Annotated in this window: 16 protein-coding genes; all 16 read right to left on the bottom strand. The window is 72.7% G+C overall.

Annotated features, from left to right (window positions below; genetic code table 11):
* Positions 1-30 precede the first annotated feature (30 nt).
* The 16 genes from lgt to rpoZ all read right to left on the bottom strand — a co-directional run bounded on the left by lgt (position 31) and on the right by rpoZ (position 14174).
* Positions 31-1035, bottom strand: a complete 1005-nt coding sequence (gene lgt / locus FB047_RS02950) for a prolipoprotein diacylglyceryl transferase (RefSeq protein ID WP_136585709.1) — start codon at positions 1033-1035, stop codon at positions 31-33.
* A 10-nt stretch (positions 1036-1045) separates the two neighbouring features.
* Entirely contained in the window at positions 1046-1837 is a 792-nt protein-coding gene (gene trpA, locus FB047_RS02945; protein ID WP_136585708.1) for a tryptophan synthase subunit alpha, read from the bottom strand.
* Positions 1834-3177, bottom strand: coding sequence for a tryptophan synthase subunit beta (trpB, locus tag FB047_RS02940; protein ID WP_136585707.1), 1344 nt, complete (start codon positions 3175-3177; stop codon positions 1834-1836). The genes trpA and trpB overlap by 4 nt, the downstream gene beginning before the upstream one ends.
* Positions 3174-3950: an indole-3-glycerol phosphate synthase TrpC gene (gene trpC, locus FB047_RS02935; RefSeq protein WP_136585706.1), complete on the bottom strand. Its 777-nt coding sequence runs from the start codon at positions 3948-3950 to the stop codon at positions 3174-3176. Before trpC ends, trpB begins: the two co-directional genes overlap by 4 nt.
* Before the next feature lie 2 nt (positions 3951-3952).
* The gene (locus tag FB047_RS02930; protein WP_136585705.1) at positions 3953-4183 is read right to left on the bottom strand and encodes a DUF6704 family protein; all 231 of its coding nucleotides are present in this window, start codon (positions 4181-4183) and stop codon (positions 3953-3955) included.
* 220 nt (positions 4184-4403) lie between these two features.
* A complete protein-coding gene (locus tag FB047_RS02925) occupies positions 4404-4991 on the bottom strand; it encodes a Trp biosynthesis-associated membrane protein (protein ID WP_136585704.1) in 588 nt (195 codons plus the stop codon).
* Positions 4991-5329: a phosphoribosyl-AMP cyclohydrolase gene (gene hisI / locus FB047_RS02920; protein WP_136585703.1), complete on the bottom strand. Its 339-nt coding sequence runs from the start codon at positions 5327-5329 to the stop codon at positions 4991-4993. Before hisI ends, FB047_RS02925 begins: the two co-directional genes overlap by 1 nt.
* Positions 5326-6090 (bottom strand): imidazole glycerol phosphate synthase subunit HisF, encoded by a 765-nt coding sequence (gene hisF / locus FB047_RS02915; protein ID WP_136585702.1) that lies wholly within the window; start codon positions 6088-6090, stop codon positions 5326-5328. The genes hisI and hisF overlap by 4 nt, the downstream gene beginning before the upstream one ends.
* Positions 6090-6932: an ATP phosphoribosyltransferase gene (gene hisG / locus FB047_RS02910; RefSeq protein ID WP_136585701.1), complete on the bottom strand. Its 843-nt coding sequence runs from the start codon at positions 6930-6932 to the stop codon at positions 6090-6092. The genes hisF and hisG overlap by 1 nt, the downstream gene beginning before the upstream one ends.
* A 79-nt stretch (positions 6933-7011) precedes the next feature.
* A complete protein-coding gene (locus FB047_RS02905) occupies positions 7012-7275 on the bottom strand; it encodes a phosphoribosyl-ATP diphosphatase (RefSeq protein ID WP_094732978.1) in 264 nt (87 codons plus the stop codon).
* A 137-nt stretch (positions 7276-7412) separates the two neighbouring features.
* Positions 7413-8084, bottom strand: coding sequence for a ribulose-phosphate 3-epimerase (gene rpe / locus FB047_RS02900; RefSeq protein WP_136585700.1), 672 nt, complete (start codon positions 8082-8084; stop codon positions 7413-7415).
* A gap of 128 nt (positions 8085-8212) precedes the next feature.
* Complete coding sequence (locus tag FB047_RS02895; RefSeq protein ID WP_205822599.1) at positions 8213-9583, bottom strand: RsmB/NOP family class I SAM-dependent RNA methyltransferase; 1371 nt, start codon at positions 9581-9583, stop codon at positions 8213-8215.
* A complete protein-coding gene (fmt, locus tag FB047_RS02890; protein WP_136585699.1) occupies positions 9580-10497 on the bottom strand; it encodes a methionyl-tRNA formyltransferase in 918 nt (305 codons plus the stop codon). Before fmt ends, FB047_RS02895 begins: the two co-directional genes overlap by 4 nt.
* Before the next feature lie 46 nt (positions 10498-10543).
* Positions 10544-12526, bottom strand: a complete 1983-nt coding sequence (locus FB047_RS02885) for a primosomal protein N' family DNA-binding protein (RefSeq protein WP_136585698.1) — start codon at positions 12524-12526, stop codon at positions 10544-10546.
* A gap of 106 nt (positions 12527-12632) precedes the next feature.
* Positions 12633-13826 (bottom strand): methionine adenosyltransferase, encoded by a 1194-nt coding sequence (metK, locus tag FB047_RS02880; protein ID WP_136585697.1) that lies wholly within the window; start codon positions 13824-13826, stop codon positions 12633-12635.
* 93 nt (positions 13827-13919) lie between these two features.
* A complete protein-coding gene (gene rpoZ / locus FB047_RS02875; protein WP_055837405.1) occupies positions 13920-14174 on the bottom strand; it encodes a DNA-directed RNA polymerase subunit omega in 255 nt (84 codons plus the stop codon).
* Positions 14175-14225 lie beyond the last annotated feature (51 nt).

Raw genomic sequence — 14225 nt, 5'->3', positions numbered from 1 at the left:
CTTCGAATGGGACGACGTCGGCCCAGAGAGTTAGTTCGTGGCGGGGCTGCTTGTGGCGCTGGTGCCGACGGTGTCGCTCGTCGCGGGCGGCTCGCTCACGTCGACGAAGTCAGAGGGGTCGCCTGAGTCTACAGCCCCCGGAGCCTTGGACTCGCGCCCGGGCACGTACGGCGAGGGCTCGAGACCGTGGTGGCGGCGCGACTGCACGGCGAAGATGACGATGCCGAGGATGACGCCGAAGATCGCGGCCCAGACGTTCGTGCGCAGGCCGAGGATGATGTCGCTGGGGTCGATGCGGATGGATTCCCAGACGATGCGGCCCGCGGAGTACCAGACGAGGTAGATCGCGAACTGCTTGCCCCACTGCAGGGTGAAGCGCTTTCCGACGTAGAGGATCACCGCGGCGCCGAGCAGGTTCCAGATGACCTCGTAGAGGAAAGTCGGCTGGAAAAGAGTGCCTGCCGGCAGTCCGACGGGGATGGCCGGGTTGCCCGCGGCGATCTCCAGGCCCCAGGGCGCGTCGGTCGGCTGGCCGAAGAGCTCCTGGTTGAACCAGTTGCCGAAGCGGCCCATGGCCTGGGCGATGATGAGACCCGGGGCGAGGGCGTCGGCGAAGGTCCAGAAGCGGATGCCGGTCCAGCGGCATCCGAGGATCGCGCCGATCGCGCCGCCGATGAGGGCGCCGTAGATCGCGATGCCGCCCTCCCAGATCGCCCACACGGATCCCGGCTGCGTGATGTTCCACGGGTTGGAGCCGGGGCCGAAGTAGAAGCCCAGGTGGGTGACCACGTGGTAGATGCGCGCGACGATGATCGCGAGCGGCACCGCCAGGAGGCAGATGTCGATGACGACCCACTTCTCGGCGCCGCGTCGCGTCAGACGGGCGTTCGTGAGGAGCACCGCGACGATGATGCCCGCGACGATGCACAGGGCATAGAAGTGGATGCGGAGCGGACCGAGGTCGACGTAGGAGATCGACGGACTCGGGATGCTGGCGAGCACGCCGGAGGCGGCGCTCGAGAGGGCGAACGTCATGCAGACGAGTCTAGGCGCGCTGAACGGCGCCCGTGGACAGCTCTCTCGCGAGCGAGGAGAGGCCCTCGACGCCGCCGTCGCGTAGCGCCTTGACCAGCGCCGTGCCCACGATCGCCCCGTCGGCGTACTCCACGACGCCGGCGACCTGCTCGGCGTTCGAGATGCCGATGCCCACGCACGCGTGCTGCGCCCCGAAGGCCCGCAGGCGCTCCACGAGACCGCGCGCGGCGGCGTCGAGCGAGGCCCGCTCCCCCGTGATCCCCATGGTCGAGACGGTGTATACGAAGCCCGTGGAGGCCTCGACGATCATCTCGAGCCGCTCGTCGGACGAGGTCGGCGCGGCGAGGAAGACGCGGTCGAGGCCGGTGCGCTCGCTCGCGGCGATCCACGCGGCTCCCGCGTCGGGGGTGATGTCGGGCGTGATCAGGCCCGCACCGCCCGCGGCGACGAGTTCGTCGGCGTAGCGGTCGACGCCGTACTGCTCGACGAGGTTCCAGTACGTCATGACGAGGATCGGCACCTCGGTGCGCGCCGTGACCTCGCGGATGATCGTGAAGAGGTCGCGCATGCGGAACCCGTTCGCGAGCGCCGTCTGCGTGGCCTCCTGGATGACCAGGCCGTCCATCACCGGATCGCTGTAGGGCGGGCCGAGCTCGATGACGTCGGCGCCGGCCTCGGCGAGGGCGACGGCCGCCTCGATGCTGGTGGCGACGTCGGGGTACCCGGCGGGCAGGTAGCCGACGAACGCCCCGCGCCCCTCGGCGTGGGCGGCGTCGATCGCCGCGGCGATGCGGGAGGTCACAGCTCGACCCCCGCTCCGCTGGCCGCGTCGGGCGCCGCCGTCACGTCGACCGGCGATCCCGGAGCGGATGCCACGGTCTCGGCCGCGCGCGTCTGCGCCCGACCCTCGACGGTCTCGGGGGCGTGCTCGGCGTCGTACAGGTCGAAGTACCGGGCGGCGGTGTCCATGTCTTTGTCGCCGCGACCGGACAGGTTGATCGCGATCACGGCATCCGGGCCCAGCTCGCGACCGATGCGCAGGGCGCCGGCGAGGGCGTGGGCGGACTCGATCGCGGGGATGATGCCCTCGGTGCGCGACAGCAGTCGCAGGGCCTGCATGGCCTCGTCGTCGGTCGCCGGGATGTACTGGGCGCGCCCGATGTCGGCGAGCCACGCGTGCTCGGGACCGACGCCGGGGTAGTCGAGGCCCGCCGAGATCGAGTGCGACTCGGTGGTCTGTCCGTCTTCGTCCTGCAGCACGTACGTGCGCGCGCCGTGCAGCACGCCTGGGCGCCCCCGACCGATGGAGGCCGCGTGCTTGGGCGTGTCGACGCCGTCGCCGGCCGCCTCGACGCCGTAGAGGGCCACGCCCTCGTCGTCGAGGAACGCATCGAACATGCCGATCGCGTTGGAGCCGCCGCCGACGCACGCGAAGACGGCGTCGGGGAGGCGGCCGAGCCGCTCGAGGAACTCGGCGCGGGTCTCTTCGCCGATGATCTTCTGGAAGTCGCGCACCATCGCCGGGAACGGGTGCGGACCCGCGGCGGTGCCGAAGATGTAGTTGGTCGTCTCGACCGAGGCGACCCAGTCGCGGTACGCCTCGTTGATGGCGTCCTTGAGGGTGCGCGAGCCCGTCGTGACCGGCACGACCTCGGCGCCCAGCAGGCGCATGCGCGCGACGTTGAGGGCCTGGCGCTCGGTGTCGACCTCGCCCATGTAGATGACGCAGTCGAGCCCGAACAGCGCCGCCGCGGTCGCGGTGGCTACCCCGTGCTGGCCGGCGCCGGTCTCGGCGATCACGCGCGTCTTGCCGAGGCGCTTGGTGAGCAGCGCCTGGCCGAGCACGTTGTTGATCTTGTGCGAGCCGGTGTGGTTGAGGTCTTCGCGCTTGAGGAAGACGCGCGCTCCCCCGGCGTGCTCGGCGAAGCGCGGGACCTCGGTGAGCACGGACGGGCGCCCCGCGTAGTCGTGCAGGAGCGCGCGCAGCTCGGCGTGGAACTCCGGGTCGGCCATCGCCGACTCGTAGACCGCGGTGAGCTCGTCGATCGCCGCGATGAGCGATTCGGGCATGTAGCGGCCGCCGAAGTCGCCGAAGAACGGCCCCTTCTGATCGCGCAGGGTCTGGGTGGGAGCGGTGCTCATGACGTCTCCTGGAGGAACGCACGGAGGGTGGCGACCGGGTCTCCGGTCACGAGGGCCTCCCCCACGAGCACGACGTCGGCTCCCGCTGCGCGGTAGTGGGCGACGTCGGCGGGGGCGAGGACGGCCGACTCGGCGATCTTGATCGCGTCGGCCGGGAAGCGCTCGGCGAGCGACCCGAACAGGTCGCGGTCGAGCTCGAAGGTGGAGAGGTTGCGGGCGTTGACGCCGATGAGCTTCGCCCCGAGCTGCGCGGCGCGCTCGAGCTCGTCGGCCGAGTGCGTCTCGACGAGGGCGGTCATGCCCAGGTCGGTGACGAGGGCGTAGAGCTCGCCGAGGGTCTTGTCGTCGAGGGCCGCGACGATGAGCAGCACCAGGTCGGCACCTGACGCGCGCGCCTCGAGTACCTGGTAGGGCGTGGCTATGAAGTCTTTGCGCAGCACCGGGACGCTCACCGAGGCGCGGACGGCCTCGAGGTCGGCGAGGCTGCCCTTGAATTTGCGTCCCTCGGTGAGCACCGAGATCGCCGACGCGCCGCCCTCCTCGTACAGGCGCGCCTGCCGAGCGGGGTCGGGGATCGCCGCGAGGTCGCCGCGCGAGGGGCTCGCCCGCTTGACCTCCGCGATGATCTTCACGCGATCGGCGGGGGCCAGCATGGCCAGTGCGTCACGGGCCGGGGTCTGCGCGAGGGCGTCGCGTTCGACCTCCGCGAGCGGGCGCGACTGGGCGCGCTGCTCGGCATCCTCCACCGCTCCGGCCGTCAGATCGGCCAGCACGGTCAGTGCGCCTTCGGGTTGGACTTCGCGCCGTTCGCGCCGTAACCGGCCTTGGTCATGACCCAGCCGACGATCGCACCGACGACGAGCAGACCCACCGACGCCCACACCAGAACGGGCATGTCGAACCAGAAGAACAGCGTGCCGAGCGTGATCGCGAGCAGCATGATGATCACGGCCGTCCAGGCGGCGGGCGAGTGTCCGTGGCCGGGATCGCCGATGGGGTTGCTCATGGGACTCCTAACAGTCGCGCGCGAGCGCGGGGAAAGCGTTCGCCCAGTCTATCGAAGCGCGGTGCGTGTCTCCCGCCGACGTCTCGATGTCGCGAGGTCGGGCTCTGGCGGTGGGGTCGTCGCCTCGCCGACCGTCGAGAAACGCTGATCGGTCCGAGACACGCGGTGTCGTGGCGTGTCTCGCGCGGAACGGCGCGTCTCGAGCCGCAGCGGGCTCGGCTCAGGCGGTGGGGTCGTCGCCGCGCGAGAGGTCGTCCCACGAGTCGATCGCGTCGTGGGGGCGGTCCGCGGCGACGCCGGCCTCCTCGGCCGTACGGTACTTGCGGCTCGCGCCCGAGGCCCAGCGACGGGCGGTGACGAGCGTGAACACGGCGGCGGCGGCGAGCACGACCTGGGCCAGCAGCGTCACGGCGGGCCACGGGGTCAGCGACAGCCCGCTCACGAGCGAGGCGACGGCATCCGTTCCCGAGATCCCCGTCGCCTCGGTGACCGCCGCGGCCGTCGCCGACACGGGCGTGGCGAACAGCAGCTGCGCGGTGCCGGCTCCCACGAGACCCGCGATCAGGATGCCGAGCACCCCGAACAGGTACCGCAGCACGGGGCCGACGATCGACAGCGCCGCACCCAGGGCGAGGGCGGCGAGACTCAGCGGGGTGAGCACGGGCAGGGCGTCGGCGCCCGAGACCGCGATGGTCTGCTGGGCGCCGTCGTCGAGGGTGACGTCGATCCAGGTCTGGGTCGACGCGATGACGCCGATCGCCCCGGCGGCCAGCATCGCCAGCACCGCCGCGGACCGGGCGCGTCGCATCAGCGCTCCCCCACGACCGGGTGCAGGTCGTCGGCGTCGAAGCAGGTGTGATCGCCGGTGTGGCACGCGGCGCCGATCTGGTCGACCTCGATCAGCAGCGTGTCGCCGTCGCAGTCGAGCCGCGCGCCCTTCACGAGCTGGATGTGGCCCGAGGTGTCGCCCTTGCGCCAGTACTCCTGACGCGAGCGCGACCAGAACGTCACGCGGCCGGAGGTGAGCGTGCGGTTCAGGGCCTCGGCATCCATCCACCCCATCATCAGCACCTCGCGCGAGTCGAACTGCTGGATGACCGCCGGCACCAGGCCGTCGGCGTTGTACGTCACGCGGTCGACGCTCATCGGCGTACCTCGATCCCTTCGGCGGCCATGGCGTCCTTCACCTGTCCCACGGTCAGCTGACCGGAGTGGAACACGGATGCCGCGAGCACGGCGTCCGCGCCGGCCTGCACGGCCGGGGCGAAGTGCTCGAGGGCTCCCGCCCCGCCCGACGCGATCACGGGGACCGCGGCGACCTGGCGCATGAGGTGGACGAGCTCGAGGTCGAAGCCCTGCTTGGTGCCGTCGGCGTCGATCGAGTTGACCAGCAGCTCGCCGGCTCCGCGCTCGACGGCCTCGCGCGCCCACTCGAGGGCATCGAGGGTGGTCTCGGTGCGCCCGCCGTGGGTGGTCACGACGAAGCCGGAGGGCGTGGATGCCGCCCGCTTGACGTCGAGAGAGAGCACGATCACCTGCGCGCCGAAGCGATCGGCGATCTCGTCGATCAGGGCCGGGCGCGCGATCGCGGCGGAGTTGACGCCGATCTTGTCGGCGCCGACGGCGAGCAGGCGCGCGACGTCGTCGGCGGAGCGGACTCCGCCACCGACCGTGAGCGGGATGAAGACCTGCTCGGCGGTGCGGCGCACGACGTCGTAGGTGGTGGAGCGCTCGTCGACCGTGGCCGTGACGTCGAGGAAGGTGACCTCGTCGGCGCCCTGGTCGAAGTACAGCTTCGCCAGCTCGACCGGGTCGCCCATGTCGCGCAGGTCGAGGAAGTTGACGCCCTTGACGACGCGGCCCGCGGCGACGTCGAGGCAGGGGATGACGCGACGCGCGAGGGTCATCAGAGCCTCGCGGCGAGGATCTCGGTGACGAGGATCGCGCGCGCGCCGATCGCGTAGAGCGCGTCCATGACCTGGTTCACGTCGCGGCGCGGGCTCATCACCCGCACGGCGACCCACTCGGGGTCGCGCAGCGGCGAGATCGTGGGCGACTCCAGGCCCGGGGCCACGGCCACCGCCTGCTCGACGAGGGCGGCGGGCAGGTCGTAGTCGATGAGCACGTACTTGCGGGCGGCGAGCACGCCGCGCAGGCGCCGCAGCAGCGTCTCGGTGCCCTCGGCCTCCTGGGGGCCGGCGATGAGGACGGCGTCGCTCTCGAGCAGCACGGGACCGAAGATCTCGAGCCCCGCCTGGCGGAGCGTCGTTCCGGTCGAGACGACGTCGGCGACGGCATCCGCGACTCCGAGCTGCACGGCGGACTCGACCGCGCCGTCGAGCGGCACGATGTCGACGGCGATGCCGCGATCGTCGAGGAAGGCGTCGACCAGGCCCGGGTAGGCCGTCGCGACGCGCAGGCCCTCGAGGTCGGCGATGTCGGTGAAGCGACCGGGGCGGCCGGCGAAGCGGAACGTCGAGCCGGCGAAGCCGAGCGACTCGATCTCGCGGGCACCGGGCATGCGGGCATCGAGCAGCAGGTCGCGGCCCGTGATGCCGACATCCAGCGCGCCGGAGCCGACGTAGGTCGCGATGTCGCGGGGGCGCAGGTAGAAGAACTCGACCTCGTTGACGGGGTCGACGGTGTACAGGTCTTTCGAGTCGCGTCGTCCGGTGTATCCGGCCTCCGAGAGCATCTCGGCGGCGGTCTCGGCGAGCGACCCCTTGTTCGGCACGGCGATTCGCAGCATGACGGGGGCTTTCGTGTGGGGTGAGCGTGTGGGCGACTCGCGCCGCGTCAGGCGGCGACGAGGGGGCGGAGAGCCGGGCTCAGAGATGTCGATAGACGTCTTCGAGCGACAGGCCCTTCGCGAGCATGAGCGTCTGCAGGTGGTACAGCAGCTGCGAGATCTCCTCGGCCGCGGCCTCGTCGGACTCGTACTCGGCGGCCATCCACACCTCGGCGGCCTCTTCGACGATCTTCTTGCCGATGGCATGCACGCCCGCGTCGAGCTGCGCCACGGTGCCGGACCCCTCGGGTCGCTCGACGGCCTTGGCGCTGAGTTCCGCGAACAGGTCGTCGAAGGTCTTCACCCCTCCAGGGTATCGGGTCGGCGGGGGTGGGGTCGTCCGCGGAGCGGCGCCGACGGTGTCCGGCCTCGAGGAACGCCGTTCCGTGCGAGACACGCGGCGAGGCGGCGTTCCTCGGCGGGGACGGCTGGGGCGGCGCGTCAGTGGCGGTGGCGGGCGGCGGAGGCGCGCAGCGACTGGATCGCGCGATCGGGGTCGTCGGCGCCGAACACGGCGGATCCCGCGACGAACGTGTCGGCCCCGGCCTCGGCGGCCTGAGCGATGGTCGACTCGCCGATCCCGCCGTCGACCTGCAGCCAGACGCTCGAGCCGCGGCGCTTCGCCTCGTCGGCGAGGGCGCGCAGCTTCGGCATCGTCTCGGGCATGAACGACTGTCCGCCGAAGCCCGGCTCCACGGTCATGACGAGGATCTGGTCGAACTCGTTGAGCGCGTCGAAGAGGTTCTCGACGGGGGTCCCCGGCTTGACCGCGACGCCGGCGCGCGCGCCGATCGCGCGCAGTTGACGGGCGAGGGCGACGGGCGAGGCCGCGGCCTCGAGGTGGAAGGTGACGGATGCCGCGCCCAGCTCGGCGTACGCCGGAGCCCAGCGGTCGGGGTCGTCGATCATCAGGTGCACGTCCAGGGGCACGGGGCTCGTCTCCTGGATGCGACCCACCATCTGCGGTCCGAACGTGAGGTTCGGCACGAAATGGTTGTCCATCACGTCGACGTGGACGAAGTCGGCTCCCGCGATGCGGGCGAGCTCGGCCTCCATGTTCACGAAGTCGGCGGCCAGGATGCTCGGGTTGATGCGCGGGGCGTCGGTAGGCACCCGACCATTATGGGCGCGTGACCCCGTATGCGCCGGTTCCGTCGCCTTCCGGGTCGGTGAACGGCATCCGTGCTCGAGAATGCGTTGCGGGAGCGTTCAGGAGCACGGATGCCGTGCGCGCGGGCGCGTCAGCGCTTGCGCAGCAGGGCGATCGACATCGCATCCGTCCCGTGCCGGTGCGGCCACAGCTGGGCGCGGAGCGAGCCGTCGGCCTGGGCGGGCAGGTCGATGTCGTCCACCGCCACCTCCCGCACGACGGCGCGCGCATCGAGCTCCTCGACCGCATCGCCGAGCGTGCGCGTCACCTCGGCGAGCACGCCGGAGGTCTCGGCCAGGTGCGGCGAGCACGTGACGTACGCCAGGATCCCGCCGGGAGCGAGCGCCTCGAACGCGGAGAGCACGAGCTCGCGCTGCAGCTCGGTCAGATCGGGCACGTCCGCGGGCGTCTTGCGCCAACGCGCCTCGGGTCGGCGGCGCAGCGCCCCGATCCCGGTGCACGGGGCGTCGACGAGGATGCGGTCGTACTCCCCCGCCGCGCGGGCCGCGCGCTCGCGCCCGTCCTCTTCGCTGACCTCGACCTCGAGGGGCACGGATGCCACGGCCTGGCGCACGAGTCCCGCTCGCGCGGGCGCGATCTCGTTGGCATCCAGTCGGGCACCGTGGGCGAGTGCCTCCGCGGCCAGAAGCGCGGTCTTCCCGCCCGGTCCCGCGCACAGGTCGAGCCAGCGCTCCCCCGCGCGCACCGGGACGGCCCGGCTGAGAGCGAGGGCGGCGAGCTGCGAGCCCTCGTCCTGCACGCGGACGCGCCCGCCCGTTTCGCGGATGAGGTGCTCGGGGTCGCCCCCGCGCGTGGTGAACGCCGTCGGCGCGAAGCGCGCGGGAGTGGCGTCGTCGGGGACCTCCGCCAGCCCGGGCAGGGCGATCATCGCGACCCGCGGGGCGACGTTGTCGGCCTCGAGCAGACCGGGGAGCTCGTCGGCGCGTCCCTCCGCGGTGAGGGCGCGGCGCAGAGCCCGCACGATCCACACCGGGTGCGAGGTCGTGAGACCGATGCGCTCATCGTCGCTGCGCGCCCCCGCCGCGATGCGCTCCATCCAGTGACCCGGGTTGTCGCGCGAGACGCGGCGCAGGACGGCGTTGGCGAAACCGGCGGCTCCGCGCCCGCCGCCGTGACGGCGGGCGAGCTCGACCGACTCGTTGACCGCTGCGTGCGAGGCCACGCGCGTGGAGAGCAGCTGGTGCACGCCCAGGCGCAGCGCGTCGAGGACCGCGGGGTCGATCCGGTCGACCGTGCGGTCGGCGGCGATCGCGATGATCGCGTCGTACGTGCCTCGGCGGCGCAGCGTGCCGTAGGTCAGCTCCGTCGCGAGGCCCGCGTCCTTGGCATCCAGGCCCTGCCGCGAGATCGCGTGCGGCAGCAGCAGATTCGCGTACGCCTCGTCTCCCGAGACGGCGCGCAGCACCTCGTAGGCGGCCGCCCGGGCTCCCTGCACGCTCATGCGCCGAGCACCGGCTGGTCGACGCGCAGGCCGCGCAGCCAGTCGCCCGCGTTCATCGCGCCCTTGCCCGCGGGCTGCACGGTGTCGAGGCGCAGCGGAGCGGTGCCAGTGCCGACGAGGACCTCCTTGCCGGATGCCACCACCCGACCGGGCGGGATCGACGACGCATCCGACGCCGAGGCGCGCAGCACCTTGAACCGCGCGCCCTCGAAGAGCGTGTGGGCGCCGGGTTCGGGGGTGACGCCCGCGATCTGGTGCAGCAGCGCCGCCGCATCGCGGGTGAGGTCGAGCGCTCCGTCGTCGAGGGTGAGCTTCGGGGCGAGGGTCGGCTCCCCGACCTGCGGGACGGCGACGGCGGTGCCGTCCGCGATCGTGTCGACGACGCGGGCGAGAAGCGGCGCGCCGATCTCGGCGAGGGCGTCGAGCACGTCGGCCGAGGTCGCCCCCGTCGGGACCTCGTAGCGCTCCTCGGCGAAGACGTCTCCCGCGTCGAGGGCGGCGACGAGCTGGAAGACGCTCGCTCCCGTCACGGGGTCGCCGGCCATCAGGGCGCGCTGCACCGGGGCGGCGCCCCGCCACCGCGGCAGCAGCGAGAAGTGCAGATTGATCCAGCCGTGCGCGGGCATCGACAGCAGCGGCTCGCGCACGAGACCGCCGTACGCCACGATCACGCCGAGCTCGGGCTCGAGGGCGGCGATGCGTGCGGTCGCGTCGGCGTCGAGGCGGTCGGTCTTGACGACGGGCAGGCCGAGCTCGTCGGCGGCCTGCGCGACCGGCGAGGGGGTGAGGACGCGCTTGCGTCCGAGCGGGGCGTCGGTGCGGGTGACGACCGCGGCGACGTCGTGCGGGCCGGATGCCAGGGCACGCAGCGAGGGGACGGCGACGGCGGGGGTGCCGGCGAAGACGAGGCGCATGGGTCTCCTCAGACTCTCGGGAGCGGGCGGACGGGTGCGGGCGCGCTCAGAGGTCGGGCTCGGGGATGTCGAGGCGGACTCTGAGCGTACTGCGCGGGCGCGGACCCCGATCCTTGCGGGGCTTGCGAGCGCGGAGGGCGTCGGCGATGACGCCGGCCCGCAGGGCCTCGGCGACGGCACGCCCGTGGGCGTAGTCGAAGCGCACCAGCGCGCGGGCCGTCGAGGTGTCGGGGTCGGTCGAGGTGTCGACGGGACCGAGCACCGCGAGGGCGTCGAGATCGGGAACCGTCTCGCGCAGGGAGGCCAGGAGGGTGTCGACGCTCCGGGCGTGTCCGTCGACGCTCGCGACGCGCACGGCGGGCGGCATCCGCAGGGGGACGCGGTCGGAGAGCTCCGCGCGCGCGTACGCGGGCTGGGTCCAGGTCGCGAGCGCCCGCGCGACGGGTCCCGCGACGCCGACCAGGTGCACCGGGGCGCCGGGGGCGGCCAGGGCGGCCGCATTCGACCACCACCGCAGGCAGTGCTCGCCGATGCGCAGGGCCTCGTTCTGCAGCATGCGGTCGCCGTCGAGGAGGATCACCGCGCGATAGCCGCCGCGAGCGAGAGGCTCGGCTCCGCGCGTCGCGATGACGAGGGCCGGTGCGGCGTCGACCTCGGCCACGGGATGCGCGCCGTCGGCCACGATCACCCGGGTGTTCGGGAAGGCGCGGCCCAGCTCGTCGGCGGTGCGCTCGCTTCCGGAGGAGGCCATGCGCAGCTTCGCCGACCCGCAGTGCCCGCACGTCCACGCGTGCGCGCTGCGTCCGCACCAGGCGCACACCGGCGTGGCGCCCGGACGGGCGGCCCGCAGCGGACCGGCGCAGTGCGCGCACCGCGCGGGGCGCCGGCAGTCGGCGCACACGAGGGACGGCGCGTACCCCGGCCGGGCGACCTGCACGAGCACGGGACCGTGCTGCAGCGCCTCGCGCGCGGCGGCGAAGGCCGACGACGGCACGCGCGACTGGCGCTGCTCGCCCTCGCGCGTCGCGCTGAGCACGACGCGCGGACTGGGACGCCGTGCCTGAGGGGCCTCGCGCACGTAGCCGACGTCGACGAGACGCTGCACGTCGGTCGTGCGGGTGTGCCCCGCGAAGACGAGGGCGGAGTGTTCGAGCTCCTGGCGCACGAGGGCGGCATCGCGCGCGTGCACCCCCGGCGACAGGGGTTCGGCGAGCAGGGAGTCGCCGTCGTCCCACAGGGCGACCAGGCCCGTGTCGTGCGCCGGGGCGTACACGGCCGAGCGTCGTCCGACCACGATGCACGGAACGGGGGCGAGGGTGCGCAGGTACTGCGCGTAACGCGCGGGGCCGGACTGGTCGGCGTCGTCGCGCACGATGGCGTCGGCCGGCACGAGCTCGGTCAGGGCCGCCAGCAGCTGCGCCTGGTCGCGGTAGTCGGGGACGACCAGCACGGCGCTCCGGCCCCGGGCGAGCGTGCGGGTGGCGGCCGCGGCCAGGAGATCGGCCCAGGCGCCGCGCGGCAGCTCGGGATGCGGATGCGGCGGCGCGTCGACCGCGAGGCGCTCCCCCGCGTCGATCGCCGCGGCGAGGCCGGGGTAGGCGCCGAGCACGGCGTCGGCGTGCGCGCGGGCGGCGGGCACGACGTCGGGCGTCTCGGGAGCGGGGGCCGCCGCCCATGCCTTCTCGGCGCGCACCATGCGCTTGGGGACGGCGAGACGCAGCACGTCGCTGACCGAGCCCGCTGCGCGGTCGGCCACGCGCCGCGCGAGCGTGTAGAGCGAGGCGGGCAGCACGGGCGTCGTCGACACCACCGCCTCGACCGACGACAGGGGGCGTTCCGTGCCGTCGTCGGCGACGACCTCGACGACGAACGCCTCCATCATGCGACCCGCGGATCGCAGCGGGACCTTCACCCGCACGCCCGGGGCGACCTCGGCGACGAGGGGGTGCGGGACGGCGTAGTCGAAGAGGCGGTCGAGCTGGGGAACGGGCGACTCGAGCTGCACGCGCGCGACGCGGCGCTCGCTCACGAGGGAGCGCCCTGAAGGCGCGCGCGCGTCGTCGAGAGGACGCCGCCGCCCGCGCCGTCCCCGCACGCCGACCCGACGCGCGCGGGGTGCTCTCCCCCGCGCACCGTCAGAGTCCGGCGGCCGTGCGCAGTTCGTCGACGCGGTCGGTGCGCTCCCACGTGAAGTCGGGCAGTTCGCGCCCGAAGTGGCCGTAGGTCGCCGTCCGCGCGTAGATCGGGCGCAGCAGGTCGAGCTGCTCGACGATCGCGGCGGGACGCAGGTCGAACACCTCGCGGATCGCGCGCACGATCACGTCGTCGGCGACGTGCGCCGTGCCGAAGGACTCCACGTACAGGCCGACGGGGTTCGCCTTGCCGATCGCGTAGGCCACCTGCACCTCGAGGCGGTCGGCCAGGCCCGCGGCGACCGCGTTCTTGGCGACCCAGCGCATGGCGTACGCGGCGGAGCGGTCGACCTTCGACGGGTCCTTTCCGCTGAACGCGCCGCCGCCGTGGCGCGAGGCCCCGCCGTAGGTGTCGATGATGATCTTGCGACCGGTCAGGCCGGCATCGCCCTTGGGGCCGCCGATGACGAAGGGCCCGGCCGGGTTGATGTAGTACTTCACCTCGGGCAGGTCGAGCCCGGTCTCGGCGAGGACGGGATCGATCACCGCGGCCTGCACCTGGGCGCGCAGGTCTTCCTGCGAGATGTCGGGGTGGTGCTGCGTCGACAGCACGACCGAGTCGACGCTGCGCGGAACGAGTCCGTCGTAGCCGAGGGTCACCTGCGTCTTGCCGTCGGGGCGGAGGAACGGCAGCGAGCCGTCTTTGCGGACGGATGCCAACCGCTCGGCGATGCGGTGGGCGGTCCAGGCCGCCATCGGCATGAGCTGGGGGGTCTCGTTGGTGGCGAAACCGAACATGATGCCCTGGTCGCCGGCGCCCTGCAGGTCGCGCGGGTCGACGGAACCGCGCTCGCGCTGCTCGAAGGCCTTGTTCACGCCCGCCGCGATGTCGGACGACTGCGCGCCGATCGACACGCTGACGCCGCACGACTCGCCGTCGAACCCGGTGTCGCTCGAGGTGTACCCGATGCGGTTCACGACGTCGCGCACGATCGCGGGGATCTCGACGTACGCGCTGGTCGACACCTCGCCGGCGACGTGCACGAGTCCCGTCGTCACGAGGGTCTCGACGGCCACGCGGCCGGTCGGGTCGTCGGTGAGGATCGCGTCGAGGATGCTGTCGGAGATCTGGTCGCAGATCTTGTCGGGGTGTCCTTCGGTGACGGACTCGGACGTGAACAGGCGCAGGTCGGTCAAGGCGACTCCGGAGGGCTGAAGGGGTGGGGACGGGCACAAGTATGCCCCGGGCGGCGCGTGGCCGCCCGGGGCATCGTCACATCTGTGAACAGATCACTCGGCGGCGCGAAGGCGCAGCTTGTCCTCGTGGATCTCGTGCAGAGCGATGGTGAGCGGCTTGTCTTCGACGGTGGAGTCGACGAGCGGCCCGACGTTGTCGAAGAGGTTGCCCTCGTGGAGGTCGGAGTAGTAGTCGTTGATCTGACGCGCACGCTTGGACGCGTAGATGACGAGCTGGTACTTCGAGTCGACCTTGTCGAGCAGAGCGTCGATGGGCGGGTCGATGATGCCCTTGTCACGTCCGGCCATGGGGAACCTCCTGGTTCGGCGGATGGGGTGGATGCGGCGCTGGAGCGCCGA

This window comes from Microbacterium hydrothermale (assembly GCF_004854025.1).
Taxonomy (GTDB): domain Bacteria; phylum Actinomycetota; class Actinomycetes; order Actinomycetales; family Microbacteriaceae; genus Microbacterium; species Microbacterium hydrothermale.
Note: the sequence above shows the minus strand (reverse complement) of the source record. Positions and strands in the feature narration are given on the sequence as shown.

Coding starts and splice junctions, on each gene's coding strand:
- lgt (WP_136585709.1), bottom strand. CDS start 1,035: ATGACGTTCGCCCTCTCGAGCGCCGCCTCCGGCGTGCTCGCCAGCATC.
- trpB (WP_136585707.1), bottom strand. CDS start 3,177: ATGAGCACCGCTCCCACCCAGACCCTGCGCGATCAGAAGGGGCCGTTC.
- FB047_RS02930 (WP_136585705.1), bottom strand. CDS start 4,183: ATGAGCAACCCCATCGGCGATCCCGGCCACGGACACTCGCCCGCCGCC.
- FB047_RS02925 (WP_136585704.1), bottom strand. CDS start 4,991: ATGCGACGCGCCCGGTCCGCGGCGGTGCTGGCGATGCTGGCCGCCGGG.
- hisI (WP_136585703.1), bottom strand. CDS start 5,329: ATGAGCGTCGACCGCGTGACGTACAACGCCGACGGCCTGGTGCCGGCG.
- hisF (WP_136585702.1), bottom strand. CDS start 6,090: ATGACCCTCGCGCGTCGCGTCATCCCCTGCCTCGACGTCGCCGCGGGC.
- hisG (WP_136585701.1), bottom strand. CDS start 6,932: ATGCTGCGAATCGCCGTGCCGAACAAGGGGTCGCTCGCCGAGACCGCC.
- FB047_RS02895 (WP_205822599.1), bottom strand. CDS start 9,583: ATGAGCGTGCAGGGAGCCCGGGCGGCCGCCTACGAGGTGCTGCGCGCC.
- fmt (WP_136585699.1), bottom strand. CDS start 10,497: ATGCGCCTCGTCTTCGCCGGCACCCCCGCCGTCGCCGTCCCCTCGCTG.
- rpoZ (WP_055837405.1), bottom strand. CDS start 14,174: ATGGCCGGACGTGACAAGGGCATCATCGACCCGCCCATCGACGCTCTG.